General features: G+C 64.8%; 20 protein-coding genes. 13 read left to right on the top strand and 7 right to left on the bottom strand.

Annotation, left to right across the window (positions count from 1 at the left end; all coding sequences use genetic code 11):
• The first annotated feature begins 55 nt into the window (after positions 1-55).
• From QCE62_RS29800 to QCE62_RS29775, 6 genes are all read left to right on the top strand, one after another.
• Entirely contained in the window at positions 56-931 is an 876-nt protein-coding gene (locus tag QCE62_RS29800) for an arylamine N-acetyltransferase (RefSeq protein ID WP_309926089.1), read from the top strand.
• Positions 932-994: 63 nt separating this feature from the next.
• On the top strand, positions 995-2,698 hold the full coding sequence (locus QCE62_RS29795; RefSeq protein WP_309926088.1) for a penicillin-binding protein 2: 1,704 nt from the start codon (positions 995-997) through the stop codon (positions 2,696-2,698).
• 151 nt (positions 2,699-2,849) lie between these two features.
• A complete protein-coding gene (locus QCE62_RS29790) occupies positions 2,850-3,215 on the top strand; it encodes a hypothetical protein (RefSeq protein ID WP_309837933.1) in 366 nt (121 codons plus the stop codon).
• Positions 3,216-3,225: 10 nt separating this feature from the next.
• Positions 3,226-3,513, top strand: coding sequence for a hypothetical protein (locus QCE62_RS29785; RefSeq protein ID WP_309926086.1), 288 nt, complete (start codon positions 3,226-3,228; stop codon positions 3,511-3,513).
• Positions 3,514-3,781: 268 nt separating this feature from the next.
• On the top strand, positions 3,782-4,090 hold the full coding sequence (locus tag QCE62_RS29780; protein ID WP_309926084.1) for a hypothetical protein: 309 nt from the start codon (positions 3,782-3,784) through the stop codon (positions 4,088-4,090).
• Positions 4,091-4,264: 174 nt separating this feature from the next.
• Entirely contained in the window at positions 4,265-4,573 is a 309-nt protein-coding gene (locus QCE62_RS29775; RefSeq protein WP_309926082.1) for a beta-xylosidase, read from the top strand.
• Between the two features lie 6 nt (positions 4,574-4,579).
• Here the strand turns inward: QCE62_RS29775 and QCE62_RS29770 are convergent, their stop codons facing one another.
• Both QCE62_RS29770 and QCE62_RS29765 read right to left on the bottom strand, forming a co-directional pair.
• The gene (locus QCE62_RS29770; RefSeq protein ID WP_309926081.1) at positions 4,580-5,443 is read right to left on the bottom strand and encodes a formate/nitrite transporter family protein; all 864 of its coding nucleotides are present in this window, start codon (positions 5,441-5,443) and stop codon (positions 4,580-4,582) included.
• Between the two features lie 82 nt (positions 5,444-5,525).
• Positions 5,526-6,587 carry a HoxN/HupN/NixA family nickel/cobalt transporter gene (locus QCE62_RS29765; RefSeq protein ID WP_309926080.1) on the bottom strand — a complete coding sequence of 354 codons (1,062 nt, stop codon included), beginning with the start codon at positions 6,585-6,587 and terminating at the stop codon, positions 5,526-5,528.
• Positions 6,588-6,770: 183 nt separating this feature from the next.
• Between QCE62_RS29765 and QCE62_RS29760 the strand changes: the two genes are divergently transcribed.
• The 4 genes from QCE62_RS29760 (at position 6,771) to QCE62_RS29745 (ending at position 10,263) form a co-directional block, all read left to right on the top strand.
• On the top strand, positions 6,771-7,775 hold the full coding sequence (locus QCE62_RS29760; RefSeq protein WP_309926079.1) for a fatty acid desaturase: 1,005 nt from the start codon (positions 6,771-6,773) through the stop codon (positions 7,773-7,775).
• Between the two features lie 48 nt (positions 7,776-7,823).
• Complete coding sequence (locus QCE62_RS29755) at positions 7,824-8,639, top strand: PhnD/SsuA/transferrin family substrate-binding protein (RefSeq protein WP_309926078.1); 816 nt, start codon at positions 7,824-7,826, stop codon at positions 8,637-8,639.
• A gap of 163 nt (positions 8,640-8,802) precedes the next feature.
• Positions 8,803-9,798, top strand: coding sequence for an LLM class flavin-dependent oxidoreductase (locus tag QCE62_RS29750; protein WP_309926077.1), 996 nt, complete (start codon positions 8,803-8,805; stop codon positions 9,796-9,798).
• A gap of 219 nt (positions 9,799-10,017) precedes the next feature.
• The gene (locus QCE62_RS29745) at positions 10,018-10,263 is read left to right on the top strand and encodes a hypothetical protein (RefSeq protein ID WP_309819900.1); all 246 of its coding nucleotides are present in this window, start codon (positions 10,018-10,020) and stop codon (positions 10,261-10,263) included.
• A 284-nt stretch (positions 10,264-10,547) separates the two neighbouring features.
• Here QCE62_RS29745 and QCE62_RS35330 read toward each other — a convergent pair whose 3' ends face one another.
• Positions 10,548-10,865, bottom strand: coding sequence for a hypothetical protein (locus QCE62_RS35330; protein ID WP_404987600.1), 318 nt, complete (start codon positions 10,863-10,865; stop codon positions 10,548-10,550).
• Between QCE62_RS35330 and QCE62_RS35325 the strand changes: the two genes are divergently transcribed.
• From QCE62_RS35325 to QCE62_RS29730, 3 genes are all read left to right on the top strand, one after another.
• Positions 10,864-10,977: an H-NS family nucleoid-associated regulatory protein gene (locus tag QCE62_RS35325; protein ID WP_404985904.1), complete on the top strand. Its 114-nt coding sequence runs from the start codon at positions 10,864-10,866 to the stop codon at positions 10,975-10,977. The two genes, QCE62_RS35330 and QCE62_RS35325, sit on opposite strands and share 2 nt — an antisense overlap.
• A gap of 399 nt (positions 10,978-11,376) precedes the next feature.
• Positions 11,377-11,787, top strand: a complete 411-nt coding sequence (locus tag QCE62_RS29735; RefSeq protein WP_309926075.1) for a helix-turn-helix domain-containing protein — start codon at positions 11,377-11,379, stop codon at positions 11,785-11,787.
• Positions 11,788-12,141: 354 nt separating this feature from the next.
• A complete protein-coding gene (locus QCE62_RS29730) occupies positions 12,142-12,477 on the top strand; it encodes an energy transducer TonB (RefSeq protein WP_309926074.1) in 336 nt (111 codons plus the stop codon).
• 847 nt (positions 12,478-13,324) lie between these two features.
• Here the strand turns inward: QCE62_RS29730 and rhaS are convergent.
• From rhaS to QCE62_RS29710, 4 genes are all read right to left on the bottom strand, one after another.
• Complete coding sequence (rhaS, locus tag QCE62_RS29725; protein WP_309819890.1) at positions 13,325-14,338, bottom strand: rhamnose ABC transporter substrate-binding protein; 1,014 nt, start codon at positions 14,336-14,338, stop codon at positions 13,325-13,327.
• A gap of 77 nt (positions 14,339-14,415) precedes the next feature.
• Complete coding sequence (locus QCE62_RS29720; RefSeq protein WP_309837911.1) at positions 14,416-15,426, bottom strand: ABC transporter permease; 1,011 nt, start codon at positions 15,424-15,426, stop codon at positions 14,416-14,418.
• Complete coding sequence (locus QCE62_RS29715; protein WP_404987794.1) at positions 15,419-16,459, bottom strand: ABC transporter permease; 1,041 nt, start codon at positions 16,457-16,459, stop codon at positions 15,419-15,421. The genes QCE62_RS29720 and QCE62_RS29715 overlap by 8 nt, the downstream gene beginning before the upstream one ends.
• Positions 16,459-17,976, bottom strand: coding sequence for a sugar ABC transporter ATP-binding protein (locus QCE62_RS29710; protein WP_309926073.1), 1,518 nt, complete (start codon positions 17,974-17,976; stop codon positions 16,459-16,461). The genes QCE62_RS29715 and QCE62_RS29710 overlap by 1 nt, the downstream gene beginning before the upstream one ends.
• Positions 17,977-17,982 lie beyond the last annotated feature (6 nt).

Here is a 17,982-nt window from a genome sequence, read left to right as displayed (position 1 = left end):
CAGCGCTCGCGGACATGGCGACAGACATCGAAGCCGACCCTTGCCCGGACTCCACATGAACGCACACGACACTTCACCCGACCTCGCCGCCTACTTCATGCGCATCGGCTTTTCCGCCGCCGCGCGCCCGGCGGCGACGCTCGACACCTTGCGCGCGCTGCACCTGCTGCATCCTCAAGCCATCCCCTTCGAAAATCTCGACGTCCTGCTCGGCCGCCCGGTCCGGCTGGATCTCGCCACGATCCAGCGCAAGCTCGTCACGCAGGAACGCGGCGGCTACTGCTACGAACACAACCTGCTTCTGCGCAGCGTTCTACGCGCGCTGGGCTTTCGCGTGCGCAGCTTCGCGGGTCGCGTGCTGTGGGGGCGCGAGGGGAATCATGACGTCTCAAACCTGCCTGCGCGCACGCACATGCTGCTGCTGGTCGATCTCGACGAAGGCACCTATCTCGCCGATGTCGGTTTCGGCGGCATGGTGCTTTCAGCGCCGCTCGTCTTCGAAACCGGTCTCGAACAGATCACGCCGCACGGCGCGTTCCGGGTGGAGAACGCAGACGGCGCGAGTGGCCAGCCGCCCGCGTTCATCCTGAAGGCGCTGGTGGACGGCAACTGGGCGAGCGTCTATCACTTCGATCTCGATCCGCAGTATGACGCGGACTACGACATGGCCAACCATTTCGTGTCCACTTACCCGCAATCGGTCTTCGTGCACAACCTGCTGGCCGCGCGCCTCGCGCCCGGCGTGCGCTACGGCCTGTTCAACGGGCGCCTGCACATCCATCACACGCACGACGACGGCGCGCCGAGCGAAGCCCGCGTGGCCGCGAGCGTGGCCGAGCTGCGGCAGATCCTCGCGAGTGAGATCGGCATTCGTCTGCCGGATGGCGACGACGCCGCCGCGCTCGATGCCGCCTTGTCCTGCCTGCCCTGAAGCCTGTTCTGAATCATTGGGGAACCCGCCGCCGGCACTCCCTAGCTTACTTGTGAGACAACGATGTTCAAGAAGAAGACGCGCGGCGGCAGCGATTTCCAGACGCATCACCGCAGTTCGGTCCTGACCACCACCTTGCCCGCCTGGCGTTCACGGCTGGTCGTCGTCGGCGTGACGGCGGCGTTTCTCGCGCTCGGCGCGCGCGCGCTGTGGGTGCAGGTGATCGACCACAAGTTCTATATCGGCGAAGGGCAGAAGCGCTATCAGCGGACGTTGTCGCTGTCGGCGACGCGCGGGCGCATCGTCGACCGGAACGGTTCGATGCTCGCCGTCAGTCTCGCCACTTACGAAGTCTGGGCCTCGCCCAAATTGTTCGACGGCGATCACGGCAACGAGATCGCGCGCCTGCTCGACATGCCGCCGCAGGAATTGCAGCGGCGCATCGACGGCAACCGCGCCTTCGTCCTGCTCAAGCGCCAGGTGGAAGCGGAAGCCGCCGAGCGCATCGCGACCATCGGACGCGCGGGCATCACGCTCGTGCCGGACACCAAGCGCTTCTATCCCGAAGGGGAATCGGCGGCGCACGTGGTCGGCTTCACGAACAACGAGGACCATGGCCAGGAAGGCGTCGAACTGGCCGCCGACGCCCGCCTCACCGGCGAAGCGGGTCAGCGCGAAGTGATCCGCGACCGGCTTGGCCGGGTGATCTCGCAGATCGGCGAGATCGACCTGCCGCAGAACGGCGAAACCATTCAGCTGACCATCGACCGGCGCATCCAGCAGCTCGCGCATACGCAACTGAAGGCGGCCATCCTGAAGCACAAGGCGCGGGCGGGCAGCGTCGTCGTGCTGGACGCGAAGAACGGCGAAGTGCTGGCGCTCGCCAACTACCCGAGCTTCGATCCGAACGACCGCACGCGCCTCACCGGCGAACAGTTGCGCAACCGCGCGCTCACCGACACCTTCGAGCCCGGCTCGACCATCAAGCCGCTGGTGGCCGCGCTGTCCATCGATCTCGGCAAGGTGCGGCCCGACACGCGCATCGACACCGGCCCGGGCACGATCAAGATCGGGCCGAACGTCATTCACGACACGTCGAATCACGGCGTCATCACCGTGGCGGAGGCGGTGCAGATGTCCAGCAACGTCGCGCTGACGAAGCTCGCGCTGCAGCTGCCCGCGAAAACGATCTGGGACAAGTATCGTGAATACGGCATCGGCCGCGCGCCCGAGCTGACCTTTCCCGGCGCGGCCACCGGCCGGCTGCGGTCGCCCGAGCGCTGGAAGCCCATCGAGCAGGCCACCATGGCCTATGGCTATGGCCTGTCGCTGTCGCTGGTGCAGATTGCGCAGATCTACACGGCCTATGCCGGCGACGGCCGCTTTCACGCCGCCACGCTGATCGCCGGCGACAAGCGCCGCGACGCGCTGCCGGTCACGCAACCCGCCACCGCGCGGGCGGTGCGCGACATGCTGGAGCGCGCCATCGGCGAACACGGCACGGGGCGCGCGGCGGCGGTCGACGGCTATCGCGTCGGCGGCAAGACGGGCACGGCGCGCAAGCAGATCGGGCGCGCCTATGCAGCGAACAAGTATCGCGCGTCCTTCGTCGGCATTGCGCCGATGAGCGATCCGCGCCTGATCGTCGCCGTGATGATCGACGAACCCGGCGGCAGCAGTTACTACGGCGGCACGGTGGCCGGGCCGGTATTTTCGGGGATCGTCGGCGGGACGCTGCCGCTGCTCGGCGTGCCGCCCGACGCGTGATCCGTCCCGAATCGGGCGCGGCCCTTGCTGCATCGTCCGGGATGCCTGCTCGCGAACCTGTCCGAACTGTAAAGGGCGTGTGCTCTAATGCCGGGTTCAGCCCGACACCTCGACCGGGAGCGATCCCCGGGAGATCCAGACGGAAAAGACCATGAAAAAACTTGCCGCGGCGCTCGCGCTGCCTTTGCTGATCGCCGCCTGTGCGCAATTTCACAACGAAGATGCCGGACAACCCGAGGTCGAGAAATCGTCGACCAACGACAAGGTGAACGGTATCGTCCAGTGCATCGACGCGGAAGCGAAGAAGCACGACGCCAAGTACCAGCAGACGTCCATCCCGCAAGGCGTGATGCTCGAATTCGGCGATTCGAACGTCATCAAGGTGCGCTACGACAACGGCGAAACCACCTACCGCTTCTATCCGGGCAAGCGCCACGCGTCGAATCTGTGGATCGAGGGCGCGGGCAAGAAGTGCGCGCCGTCCGACACCCCCAGCACCGACAGCACCGAGAAATAACCCGGCGATCATGCGCTCCACCCAAGCCATCAACGCCGTCGAACGGCTCAAGACGCGCAGCGGCAATCCGAACTACGCGGCGGTGTCGATGCCCGGCGGCCTCTTCTATCTCGTGGAACGCTCAGCCGCCGGCTCCGCCCGGCTCTCGGACACGATGCCCATGGACGCCTTCGTCGCGTTCGTCAACGCCCGCGATCCGGCCAGGCCGCGCAAGGTCAGCAAGCTCGATCTCGCGATGGAAGAGCAGATCCGCCGCAGCGGCAATAAGGCTGCGGAACCGCCCGAAAGCAGCGAATAAGGTTTTTCACGTCTCATGCGGCAACGTTTCATGCCGCACCTTCCGGCCGCCCGAGTGTGCGATGACAGACGGAGCCACCCGCCAGTCATTGCGTACATTTTTGCTAACGATCGAGTCAGTTGTTAACTGGCATCGATCGGTCATCCGAAGAAAAGAGCAAAGGCCGCCCGCGACAGATTTAAAAAACATGCGCGGGTGAACGGGGTGCCTGGGGCAGCACGCGATCCGCGAGCCGGATGGGGTGCTGCACGGCCGAGAGGAAGACCAGATGAAAAAGAAGAAAAGCGAGACCAAGGGCAGCCTTTTGCCCTCGGCAATGGCCGATGTCGAACTTCAGCATATCGAGCGCGCGCTCGCGCAGCTTCGCACCATGAAAAACCAGGCATCCGGAACGCTCAACGTCGAGTACTGGCGCGAGCGGCTGACGGCGGTCGTCCAGGGCTATGCGCTGGTGCCGGCGCAGAAGCAGCGCGCGGAAGCCCTGCGCGTCGCCTTTGATACGATCGATGCCGGTCCGCGCCATTCGGGTTCGCGCGGCAGGAGCCCGACCAACAGGCTTTGGGCGAAAGCGGCCTGAACCGCCGCTTTCGCCATTCGCGCGACAGGCGCGACTCCCGGTGGACGCCCGCTCTCGTTTCGTTTGGTTTCGTTGCGAGCCGGGCGTACCCAGCCAGTTCTGCATCTCACGATTCGCGGCGTCAGGCATCGAACCTGCTCGAAAGACCGTATTTCGATCATGCCGGGAGCCGCCATGTCCAGCCTTTCTCACGAACGGTTCGTTCGACTCGTCCTCGCGAGCCTGATCGCCGCGTTCAGTACCTGCGGCGTCGCGCAGATCACCCAGGGCGCGGGCGCCGGACGCCAGGACAACCGCCAGTCCGACTCGAGCGCGAACGGCGCGTCCGAGTCTGCGGGCAGTCCAGTCATTGAATCGAACAAGCCGCAGTCGAAGGATGCGGCGCAGGGTCGCCGTGCCGCCTCGGGCAGGCACCAGAAGCCCGAGGGAAATACCGGTTTCGAGAACGGCCTGTACGGCACTGGTGCGGGCAACAACAAATAGCCTGGGTTAGTCGGGGTCCGCCTTCCGCTGCGACGCGCCGCCGATCTCCGGCGCGATCGCCGCGTGATTGACGATGGCTACCATCGACACGCCGCCGATGATGTTGCCGATCAGGGTCGGCACGAAAAACACGAAGACATAGTCCGCGATGCCCGCCGCGCCGCTCATCACCGCATACGCCGCTTCGACGGAACCGGCGATCACGTGCGTCAGCTTGCTGACCGCGACGGTATAGGTCACGAGCAGGATCGTCAGCAGCCGCGCCGAACGCGCGCTCGGCAGCAGCCACACCATCAGCGCGATGAGCCAGCCGGAGAACACGCCCCGCACGACAGTCACGCCGAATTCGGCGGACAGCGGCGTCATCGCGAGTTCGGCGAGCGCCTCGGTCACGTCCGGCGCGAATACGCCGCGGATCTGCAGGATCGCCGCGAAGAGGCTCGTGCCGACGAGATTGAAGAACAGCACGATTGCCCACAGGCGCAGCGTCTTGAACAGCGTCGCGAAATCGCGGCGCGTGAGCACCGGCAGCACAGCCGTCAGCGTGCTTTCGGTGAACAGCTGCTGGCGGCCGAGAATCACGAACACGAAGCCGATCGTATAGCCGAAGCTCGATATCAGATCGCTCCAGGGACGCTTGGGCAGTGCGCTGTCGAGAACGCCCTGAACGAGAAAGGAAAAGCCCATCGAGAGGCCGGCGGCGAGCGCGGAGAACATCAGCGCGACGAAGGTGCGTTCCATCGCCACTTCGCCCTCCTCGCGCACGATCTCGTGGATCACGAGCGGATGCGGCGCGGAATGTTCGGCGGCCTGCTCCTGCTCGGCGCTGTCGAGGTGCGGCGAGTCCGCGCCGGCTTGGGGGTCGTTCATGTGGGGTCTCCCTGGTCGCCGCCCGATGCGGGATTGGATGGGCGGCTGGCCCATCCTTACAGCAGGAAGAATGCCCGTGGCTTCAGCCGGTGACGCTCTGGTCGAGGTCGTCGTAGCCGCGCCATTTCCAGATCAGCGCCGACAGCAGCCAGCACCCCACGAACAGCGCGACGATGCCGTAGCCGAGCGCCCCGAAGTGTTCCGACAGCGCGCCGGCCACGTCCCACAGTCCGCCGCTCAGTTGCAGCCGGCCGGCGATCAGTCCGATCAACTCGATGCCGCCGACCAGCACGGCGATCAGCACCGAGACGCAGGTCACGGTGAGGTTGTAGTAGAGCTTGCGAAGCGGTTTCGTGAAGGCCCAGCCGTAGGCGCCGGTCATGAGCAGGCTGTCGGCGGTATCGACGAGCGACATGCCGGCCGTGAACAGCATCGGAAACACGAGAATCGACCAGACCGGCAGGCCGCGCGCCGCTTCCGCCGCGGCGATGCCCATCAGGCCGATCTCGGTGGCCGTGTCGAAGCCCAGGCCGAACAGGAAGCCGAGCGGATACATGTGCCAGCTCTTGCCGATCAGCTTGAACAGCGGCCGCGCGACACGCGCGAGCGGGCCGCCGGCGGCGGCGAGCAGATCGGCGTCCTGTTCGCGAACCGGCTCGCCGCGCCGCACACGCCGGAACGCGCGCCACACGCCGCGCAGCACGAACAGGTTCATCGCGGCGATCAGAAAGAGGAACAGCGCCGACACCGACGTGCCGATGAGCCCGCCAATCTCCCGGAAGTCCGCAAAGCGTCCCTGCACGGCGAGCGCGGTCGCGGCAATCAGCGCGGTGGCCAGGATGACGATGGTCGAATGGCCCAGCGAAAAGAAGAATCCGGCGTACAGCGGCCGCTTGCCTTCCTGCATCAGTTTGCGGGTGACGTTGTCGATGGCGGCGATGTGGTCGGCGTCGACGGCGTGACGCAGCCCGAGCGAATACGCCAGCAAGGACGTGCCGAGCAGCAGCGGATAGTGCCGGAACGCGACCAGCGCCCAGATCCAGGTGAGCAGATTGAAGGCGATCAACCCGGCGACGAGGCGGGCGGAGCTGCGCGGCAAGAGAGCCGAGGTTTGCAGCGAGCGGGACGCGGAGGGTTCGGTCATGGGCGATGCGAAGGCCGCTAAAGGCGTCAAGGATACCGTGCCGGATCGCCCGGCCAATAATGGCGACGCCCCGAAGCTTATAGCGCCGCATCAGGAAAACTTAGACGGAATGCTTGGTTTGAGCGCGCGGGACGCGCCGTTACGATGGCCCCTCGCCCATTCTGACTCCGCGTGAATTTCGCCATGCCCCGCTATCTCGACGACGTCCAGCGCATCGAACTGCAAGCCCGGCGCGCCAGCTGGCGCTGGCGCAGCGAATGGCCGACCTGGGCGGTGATCGTCGCGGTGTACGCCGGCTGGTTCGGAGTCGCGCTGAACGCGCGTGCGCTCGGACTCGTGCCCGCGCTGGGGCTGCTTGCGCTGCTGTCGTGCTGGTACATGTCGTTGCAGCATGAACTCATGCACGGGCACCCGACGCGCTGGCCGCTCGTCAACATGCTCTTCGGCCTGGCGCCGCTCGCCGTGTGGTTTCCGTACGCGGTGTATCGCGACTCCCATCTGCGCCATCACGACGACGATCATCTGACCAAGCCCGGCCTCGACCCGGAAAGCTATTACGTGACGGCGGAGCAATGGGCGGGCGCCGGCGTCGTGCTGCGCGGCGCGCTCGCCGCGCGCAATACCTTCGCCGGACGACTGCTGCTCGGACCCTGGTTCTCGATTGCCGCCACCTTGCGCGAAGCGTTCCGCGCCGTGGTCGAGCGGCGTTGGGCGATCGTCGCGAGCTGGGTATTTCATGGTGTCGCGCTGGCGGCGCTCGCGTGGTGGCTCGATGCCCGCTGCGGCATTCCGTGGCGCGCGTTCGTCTTCGGCGTCGGCTATGCGTCGCTCGCGCTGGCGTCCGTTCGGTCGTTCCAGGAGCATCGCGCGGCGGCGCAGGTGGACGAGCGCACGGTCATCAACGAAGCCGCCTGGGCGTGGCGCCTGCTTTTTCTCAACAATAACTACCACGCCGTCCATCACGACCTGCCCGGCGCGCCGTGGTTCGCGCTCGGCGAAATCTACGCGCGCCGCCGCGACGCTTATCGCGCCCGCAATGGCTGCTTTGTCGTGCGCGGGTATGGCGAATGGATGGTCCGTCACGCGTTCGCCCAAGCCGAGGATGCCGTGCATCCGGACGCCGCGCCGCTGCGGCCGGACGTTGCTTCCGGCCGTCTCGCGACGTCCCGGCGCGGTCTCGCGGGCTGACCCGCGCCGCTGTACCATGCGGCAACGCCGACTTTCCGGATTCCCCCGATGCGCTGGATCGCCGCACTGCCGATGTACAACGTCAGCCCCGCGCTCGCGGCGGACTGGCGTGAACTGCTGCATCACGTCCGCGCGAATCTCGCGGACTGGCTGGAAGCGCGCGGCGATACGATCGACATCGTCGATGCCGACGCCGATCTGACCACCTTCTGGCTCCGCGACGACCTTCTGCTGTCGCAGACCTGCGGCTATCCGCTCGTGCATGCGCTCGCCTCGCGGGTGCGGTTGCTCGGCGCACCATCATTCGATCTTCCCGGCTGCGACGACGGCCGCTATCGCAGCGTCCTGGTGGCGGGCGCGCATGTCGGCGCGACGTCGCTCGAGGCGTGCCGTGGCTTGCGCGCCGCCAGCAACGCCGCCGATTCCAACAGCGGCATGAACCTGCTGCGACACGCCGTCGCGCCGCTCGCGCGGGACGGCCGCTTCTTTTCGTCGGTGCTGTGGACCGGCGCGCATCTCGCGTCGCTGCGCGCGCTGGCGATCGAGCGCCGTGCCGATGTCGCGGCGATCGACTGCGTGACCTTCGCCTTCGCCCAGACGCATGCGCCGGAACTGACCGACGGCGTGCGCGTGATCGGCACGACGGCGAGCGCGGGCGCGCTGCCGTTCATTGCGTCGACCCGGCTGCCGGAGGACGCGCGGGAACGCGTCTTCCAGGCGCTCGCCGACGCCTCGCGTGCCGACCCGGCGCTGGCCCGGCGGCTTCGGCTCACCGGCGTCGTCCGGCGCACGCTCGCCGATTACGCGTCGATCCTCGACTACGAACGCGACGCGATGGCGCTCGGCTATCCGAAACTCGACTAAGCCTGGGCTAGACCGCGGCGCAGGGTAACGGACCGTCCCGGCATGGTTCGCGGAGTTTCGGCACAATCGAGTCTTTCAGCGCCTGGCGCGCAACAGCGCCGCGGATCGTGCCGACCCGCACCGCGAAGCCGCGCCCGCGCCGCCACGCTTACGGAACGCCGCAATGATCCCCTTTTCGCTACTCGACCTTTCCCCCGTCCCGCAAGGCTCGACGCCCGCCGATGCGTTCGCCCATTCCCTCGATCTCGCCCAGCACGCCGAGCGCTGGGGTTTTGTGCGCTACTGGCTCGCGGAACACCACAACATGTCCGGCATTGCCAGCGCGGCGACGGCCGTCGTGATCGGCCATATCGCGGCCGGCACGAAGACGATCCGGGTCGGATCCGGCGGCATCATGCTGCCGAATCATGCGCCGCTCGTCATCGCCGAGCAGTTCGGCACGCTGGCCTCGCTGTTTCCGGGGCGCATCGACCTGGGACTCGGCCGCGCACCCGGCACCGACCAGACGACCGCACGGGCGCTGCGCCGCGATCTGATCGGCAGCGCCGAGTCGTTTCCCGATGACGTCGTCGAATTGCAGCGCTATTTCGCCGATCCCGTCGAAGGCCAGCGGGTGCGCGCCGTGCCCGGTGCCGGCCTGCATGTGCCGATCTGGCTGCTCGGTTCGTCGCTGTTCTCCGCGCAACTGGCTGCGGCGCTCGGACTGCCGTTCGCGTTCGCGTCACACTTCGCGCCGGATTACCTGCTGACCGCGCTGGAGGTGTATCGCACGCAATTCCGCCCGTCGGCGACGCTGAAGAAGCCGCACGCGATGGTCGGCGTGAACGTCTTCGCCGCCGATACCACCGAGGAAGCGCGCTTCCTCTTCACGTCGCTGGAGCAGCAGTTCATCAATCTCCGACGCGGTACGCCCGGACAATTGCCGCCGCCGGTCGAAGCGGTGGCGTGGAGCGACGCGGAACGCGCGGGTATCGAGCGTTCGCTGGCGTGCTCGGTGGTGGGCGGTCCGGCCGATGTCGAAGCGGGCCTGCGCTCGGTGATCGAGCAGACCCAGGCCGACGAACTGATCGTGACGGCGCAGATTTTCGATCACGCGAAGCGCCTGCGCTCGTTCGAAATCACCGCCCAGGCGCGCGACGCCATCGGCCAGACGGCCTGAAAGGGGCGCGCCGCGGGTTGTCATCGATTGTTGCGTGCTGGACGCCGCTGCTTTTGACAGGCAATAATGAGGAACCGGAAGGCGGCGAGCACCTCGGCGCCCTCCGCGTCCGCTTCATCCGCCCGGCCTGACCCGCTTCACGCGCGCCCGCAAAGGTGCACGCGGGATTGGGGCGCGGCGCAACAACAATGACGCAGCAAGATGGGAGGAAGAATGTCGATGCCGAGAAGCGCCGTCACGGGCGCCATCACGCTCATGACGGAATATGACGACGCCGGCGGCCAGGAAGTGCGTTCGCTGCGACTCGAACCGGCGGCGGACGGCAAGGCTGTACTGTTGATTGAAATCGACGAGCGCAAACCCGGCATTCATCGCGAAGTGCGTTATGAGATAACGCCAGCGGAATTGATTGCCGCCATACGGGCGCATGGCGCGGAATTACCGGGAGAACAACACAATCGTTAAAAGCGATTTAACAGTGACGATTGGCAGCATACAATAGACATACGCGAGGTAATCGGCCGTTCGTCATGCGGGCACTGGCTGTGATGACCTTGCTTCTGGCGGATCGTGGCTCGGTCAACGCGGCGTACCGTGCGCATCGAGGCGCGCGTCCGTCATTGCGATGCCCGGGTGGATGAATGTTCGCATTCGGGGCAAATGCCGGCAGTAATGGCAAGGTGCCCGGGCGCATTAATTGATATTGCGGTAATACACTAATTGACGCGAGGCACGCACTGCGCCACGCTTCAAGAAACACATCCAATCAAGTCATCGAGCCGCCTGCCGGTCCGCGCGGGATATCGGTTCGTCTTCTGATAATCAAAAAGCTGAATCAGGAAAGCCGTGGACGAAAGAAAGCGAGACAGCATCATTGCGTATTTGCGCAGCCGAATGGTCGAGTTCGGCATTTCGGAAAGAGCGTTGGCTGAATCATTGGCCGAAGTGCCTGCGGAGAATCCGCCGCCGCCCTCCTTCACCAAGACCAACGGACCTAATGGCGCGCCCAAGGTGAAGCGGCCGATGCCGCAACTGCCTTCCATGCCGCATGCGGCGGGCAGCGCCATGCCAATCTTCCGCAATGCATCCGGCGACACGTGGGACGGCCTCGGCGACATGCCCGAGTGGCTCAAGCGCGCGGTTCATGCGGGGCAGGACATCGAGTTCTATCGGGTTTGAGGCGGTTTGTTGCTGGAACGCCGGGTTGGCCTTTCGCAGGTCTCTGCCGTGTGACCCTTTGACCCTGCATGCCTGTGTGCCTGTGTGCCTGCCTCGCGCGGTCGTCATAGGAAATTCATCGGGAATAATCAAGCCAAAAAATTTTCGGCGATGCTGGTCCATCGTCGCTGAAAACGTTTATTGGTACATCTCGGAAAGGCGGCGCACGACAGCCGTACACCGAACTCACATCGCCCGATCCCGTCCTGCCGCCGTTACGCAACGAGCCTCACTCGACAAGGGGGCAACCATGAACGCACACCCACACCGCAAGGTTGCTTGCGGTGCGATGCGCATTGCCTGTTGCCTCGCGGCCCGTGGTCTGGCCGCGATCGGGTTGGCCTGATCGAACGGCGCGCCATGCTTCCCCGTCCCCATTCCGACACCCTGCCGAGCGTCGCACGGCGCCTGGAAGCGGGGCGCATGTTGATGGAAGGGGCGTCGGTGGAAACGGTTGCGGATGCGTTGCATCTGTCGATCCAGACGGTGCGGCGCTACAAGGCGCTCGTTGAAGAAGGCGGTCTTGATGCGCTCGGAAAAATGGCCGTGGGTGGGCGGGCGTCGGCGCTGGATCGCGCGGCACTCGACTGGATCGCGGAGGCGTTGCAAGGACCGGCGCGCGCGCACGGTTTCGAGAGCGACGCGTGGACCAATGCGCGGTTGCGCGAGCTGATCGAGCGACGCTATGGGGTGCGCTACTCACGCGTCTATGTGTGGCAGATCGCGACCAATTTGGGGTTGGGGCATGCGTTGTCGAAGTCGCGGCGGTAAGGGGTCGATTCGTCGCTGGCGATACTGTCCTTGATAGTTCAGCAAGCCGATCGCCGAAGTAACGCCTACGCCGTCGATCAATCCTTCACTCACACCCCTCATCAGGATAATTGCCTTGGCTATGTTCATCGACAAGCTCAGGAAGATTGGGTTGGTGAATGAAGCGAGCATGAGTGCCTGGGGTAGCCGGAAAGATCGTGACATTTCCGCTAAGAAATGCCCGGCATAACGAAGACTTTCTGGCGCCGCGCATGAGCATCGGCCGCCTCAACGCGTCAAGTCGATGCGCAAACGATATTGAGATGATCGCGACAAAAGGTGATTCAGAATTCGCTCCTTTATGGAGGATTTCTAATGAGACGGCTCTTTTTCGCTTCTGCCTTGGCTATCGCAGGCAGTGGGTGCGCACAGCAAGAAACTTCTGAAAGCAGGCTGAGTTGCGATATCGCTGAACCCTACTACCCAACAGTCTCTTTGCAAAGAAGGGAGTCCGGCAGCGTGAAGCTAAAAGTCAAAGCGGATCGAGAAGGGAAAATCGCGAGCGTTGAAGTGCTCGAAAGCAGCAATCGCCCGTTACTGGACGCAGCCGCGATTTCGGCTATGAAACGCTCACGATGTACTCCGTACTACGCGGATGGGCAAGCCGTCGAAGTCGGGTTCACGGTTCCGTTCACTTTTTCTGTCAATTGAGAAGCGCCCCGGATTTTTGCCCGCGTACAAGCGTGCAGGCCGTCCCGCCGGCAGAAAATCCAACGGCGTCCAGCGCCGGGAGTTACAAGCGCTCGGCGGCGATCCTCCATGGGCGCTAGCGGTCGGATAGAAAAACAACTCTCTTATTGGGTTGTGTCATGCCGACTAAAACCTTAGGAGTGAGACCCACCGACGCAGCATCATGTCAATGTCGAGGAATCGCTTGTTCTGGCTCAGCAGGCGCTTTGCGCTTGGCTTCCCGTTGTCCTGTACAACTTTCACAGCGACGATCTACTTCAGTACGACTCCCCATTGAAGCGTGAACAGAAGATGGTCGTGAATAATTCGACACGGCAAATTTGCATTCCGCCTCCTGCTCCTACAGATAGCCAGCGCCCTTCGATCTCCGAAAGCCCACCAACTCCGGGTAGATTCAACCGCTGTCCCGACTCTGAGGCAGGCTTCGTCAACGCTTCCAGTCTTGGCGTGGAAAATCAAAGACTTCAGATTGAAAATGAGAAATTGCGCCGTGCGGAGCAAGAAAATTCGAGGGCGCGAAAGAAACATGCCGCCGTCAAACGACGCGACTCCGACGAATCGCGCACATGCTCACAAGTTATCGCAAGCGTCCGACATCGAAGTCCTGGTCGCGAGATTCATGAATGCATGCACGTATTAGTTTCCATGCGTCTGAAGGCAGGAACGAAGCTGAAGAAAATCATAGGGTGTGATTTTCGGTTCGATTCGCCTGCGTGCACAACATGCAACGACAATCCCCCCAAAAAAACGGGACGCCCGCAGGCGTCCCGCCATCTCTCAGGTCCAACACCCCTTTCTCCCACCGCCCTCAAAAATTGAAATTATCGATATTCGCCGCATCGAACGTCGTGGGCGGGCCAAGAATCACTTCTCCGCTCTTCCCGACCGTCCGCTTGCCCAGTTTCCCTGCCTCAAACGAATCCCCTTCCTTCCCGGTAATCGTCCCCGACGCCAGATTCGCCGCCGCGAACGCCGCCAGATACCCGAGTTGACCCGGATCCCACAACTGGAACGCCTTGACAGTCCCGTTCTTGACAAAAGCACGCATCTGATTCGGCGTGCCGAGTCCGGTCACGACCACCTTGCCCTTGGCCGGCGAACTCGAGATATAGCGCGCGGCAGCCGCAATCCCCACCGACGTCGGCGCCACAATGCCCTTCAGATTCGGATAAGCCTGCAACAGACCCTGCGTCTCGACGAACGACTTCTGATCGTCGTCGTTGCCGTACGCAATCTTCACGAGTTTCATCTTCGCGTACTCGGGCTTCTTCAACTCCTCCTGCATCCACTTGATCCACGTATTCTGATTCGTGGCATTCGGCGTCGCCGACAAAATGGCGAACTCGCCCTCGCCGCCAATCAGCTTGGACAACAACTGGATCTGCCCGCGCCCGATCGCCTCCGAATCCGCCTGATTGACGAAAATCTGCCTTCCGTCCGGCGCGGTATCCGAATCGAACGTGACGACCTTGATCCCCTGTGACATCGCCTTCTTCAAATACGGCACGACCGCATTCGCATCGTTGGCCGCGATGACGATCGCGTTCTGCCGCTGCGTGATCAGCGTATTGATATAACTCACCTGCGACGACGCCCCCGCATCCGACGGCCCCACGACCTTGCCATCGCCCTTCATCTCCTTGATGGCCGCCATGCCGCCGTCATCGGCGATGACCTCGTACGGATTGTTGATCTGCTTCGGCAGGAAGGCGATCTTCAGGCCGCTCTTGACCTCGGCGGCGGCGGCCGTCAGCGCGACCGTCACCGCAAGAACAGCCGCCGCCACGGCCGGGCCGCGCGGAAATCGAATGGGCTTCTTCATGTCGTAAAGTCTCCTGTCATTGCGCGCGGACAGCGGCGACGCCAATCCTTGCGCTGGTTATCGACGAGCACCGCCAGTCATTCAGTCACGCCCCGGATCATCAGGCGTTTCTCGCGCACGGCCCGCCAGCGTGCCACGAGATTCGGAATCAGCACCGACGAAAGCAGCAATGCCCCCGTCACGATGGTCAGCGTCTCGCTCGATACATCCGCGAGCGTCAGCGCATTGCGCAGCACGCCGATGATCACGAGCGACAGCAGCACGCCCACCATCGAGCCGCGTCCGCCGAAAATGCTCACGCCGCCGAACAGCACCGCCGCGATGACCGAGAGCTCGAAGCCCTCGCCGTTGTCGCCGCGTGCGCTCGTGAAGCGCAGCGTATAGACGATGCCCGCGAGCGCCGCCATCGCGCCCGACATCATGAAGAGCCTGAGCTTGGTCTTCGCCACGTCGATGCCCGAGAACTGCGCGGCCGTCGGATTCGCGCCGATCGCGAACAGGCTGCGGCCGAACGGCGTCGCCTGCAACAGCACGGTAAAGATCACCGCGCCGGCGATCACGAGAATGAAGGGCATCGGCAGGAACGTGTCGCCGAGTGTATTGATGCCGAACGCCGTATAAGCCGCCGGAAAATCCGCGATCGCCTGGTCGCCGAGCAGCACGTACGCCAGGCCGCGGAACAGCGCGAGCGTGCCGATCGTCACCGCCAGCGAAGGCAGGTTGAAGCGCACGATCACCAGGCCGTTCAGGAGCCCCGCCAGCGTGCCGAAGAGCAACACGAGCACGATGACCAACGGCATCGGCAGGCCCATGTGCCAGAGCACGCCCATCAGCGCGCTGGAGGCGCCGAGCACCGAAGCCACCGAAAGATCGATCTCCGCCGCGACGATGATGAGCGTCATCGGCAGCGCGATCAGCGCGATCTCGGTGAAGTCGGCGAGCATGTTCGACACGTTGGCCGCCGACAGGAACAGCGGCGACAGCACGCGCCCCGCCGCCAGCGACACCACCAGCACGATGGCGAGCATCGCTTCCCATTGCAGGTGCCGGCGACGGCTCGTCGAGAGTGCGGAGTCCGGTTTAGCCATGATCGCGTTTCCTCATCATGCGGCGCGCCACTGAACGCGCGAGCAAGGTATCGAGCGCGATCGCCGCGACGATCAGCGCACCCTGGATGGCCTGCTGCCAGAACGGCGACACGCGCAGCACCACCAGCGCGATGTTGATGACGCCGAGCACCAGCGCGCCGAGCGTCGCGCCCGCGATGGTGCCGACACCGCCCGTGATCGCCACGCTGCCCACCACCGCCGCCGCCACCACCTGAAGCTCGATGCCCTTGGCGGTGCTGGCATCGACGGTGCCGAAGCGCGCAAGCCACAGCACGCCGGCCAGGCCCGCAATCGCGCCGGACAGCAGGAAGCCGATCATCACGCGCCGGTCCACGCGAATGCCGGCAAGCCGCGCCGCCTCGGGATTCGAGCCGATCGCGTAGTGCTCGCGCCCGCCGCGATACTGCTTCAGATACACCGACAACGCGATCAGCACCACGAGCGCAATCAGCACGAGGTTCGGCACGCCGAGCAGCGAACCGGTGGCGATCGCCGCGAATGCATCCGGCAGGCTGGTCGCGTTGATCTGGCCGCCGTGGACCCATGCGTAATCCGCGCCGCGCACGATGTACAGCGTCGAGAGCGTCGCCACCAGCGAGGGCACGCGGCCGAACGTGACGAGCACGCCGTTCACCGCGCCGATCGAGCCGCCAATACCGATGCCCGCAAGCAGCGCGACGATCACCGGCAGATGCGGGAACATGACGAACAGGCTGCCGACCGCATACGCGCTGACGCCGACGATCGACGCCACCGAGAGATCGATATGCCGCATCAGCATCACAATCGTCATGCCCGCCGTCAGGAGGCCGATGATCGAGACGTTCAGCAGCACGTCGCGCAGGTTCTGCAGGTTCAGGAAGTCGGGCTTGGCTGCCGCCGTCGCGCCGATCAGCACCAGCAGCACAATGAAGAGCGTCAGTTCGCGGCTCTTCGCGATGGAAACCGCGATACTGTCGCGCTTGGTTTCGGCCGGCGGCATCGCGGGCAGCGTCGGAGAGTGTCGGGTCATCATGCGGCGCGCCCCAGATTCTGCGGCGATGCACCCAGTGCGGCGCTCATCACCCGTTCCTCACTGGCATCCGCGCGGGCGATGTCCGCACTGATGCGCCCTTCGTGCATCACGAGCACGCGGTCCGCCATGCCGAGCACTTCCGGCAGTTCGCTCGATATCATCAGCACGGCCATGCCCTCCTTCACCAGTTCCGCCAGCGTGCGGTACACCTCGGCCTTCGCGCCGACGTCGATGCCGCGCGTCGGTTCATCGATGATCAGCACCTTCGGATGCGTGGCCAGCCATTTGCCGAGCACGACTTTCTGCTGATTGCCGCCCGACAGCGTGCCGACCGGCGCATCGAGATCGCCTGCTTTCAGGCGCAGGCGCTTGCCCCAGTCAGCCGCCAGCGACGACTCGCTGCGCGCCGTAATCAGCCCATGCCGCATCAGGCGTCCGAGCACTGTCAGCGACGCATTGCGCGCAATGCTCAACTCCAGCGCGAGCCCTTGCGCGCGACGGTCCTCCGGCACCAGCGCGAGGCCCGCGCGCACCGCCGCAGCGGGCTTGCCGAGCGCGAGCTTGTTGCCCGCGATCTTCACTTCGCCGCCATCCACCGGATCGACGCCGAAGATCGCCCGCGCCACTTCGCTGCGCCCCGCGCCGACCAGTCCCGCCAGCGCGACGATCTCGCCCGCGCGCACATCGAAGGAGATGTTCCGGAACACGCCCTGGCGCGTCAGATTGCGCACCGAGAGCCGCACGTCGCCGGGCGTGACATCGGCTTTCGGATAGAAGGTGTCGAGGTCGCGGCCTACCATGCGGCTGACGATCGCGTCGATGCTCATGTCCGGCGTCAGCGCGTCGCAGACCTTCATGCCGTCGCGCATGATCGTCATGCGCTGCGTCAGCGCGAACACTTCGTCCAGACGATGCGTGATAAAAAGAATGGCCACGTCGCGCTCGCGCAGCGCGCGCACAATCGCAAACAGCCGCTCCACTTCCGGCAGCGAGAGCGCGGCGGTCGGCTCGTCCATGATGAGCACGTTCGCATCCAGCGAGAGCGCCTTGGCGATCTCCACCACCTGCTGATCCGCAATCGACAGCCCGCGCACCAGCCGCTGCGCCCGCAGGCTCACGCCGAGCGACGCGAGCAGCGCATCCACTTCGCGATGCATCTCGTCGTAGCGGATCCGGCCCAGGCGGTCGCGCGGCTGCCGGCCCATGTAGATGTTCTCTGCAATCGAGAGATCGGCGAACAGCGTCGGCTCCTGATAGATCACTGCAATGCCGGCATCGCGCGCCTCGGCCGGATTGGCGAAGCGGCGCGCGACGCCTTCGATGCGCAGTTCGCCCGCATCGGGCTGATAGACGCCCGCGAGCAGCTTGACGAGCGTCGACTTGCCCGCGCCGTTCTCGCCGAGCAGCGCATGCACTTCGCCGGGAAAGAGTTGCAGGCTGCCGTCGCCGAGCGCCCGCACGCGGCCGAACGACTTGCTTGCGTGCAGCAGTTCGAGACGTGGTGTCATGGTCATCGCGAA

This window comes from Caballeronia sp. LZ033, from assembly GCF_031451265.1.
Taxonomy (GTDB): domain Bacteria; phylum Pseudomonadota; class Gammaproteobacteria; order Burkholderiales; family Burkholderiaceae; genus Caballeronia.
Note: the sequence above shows the minus strand (reverse complement) of the source record. Positions and strands in the feature narration are given on the sequence as shown.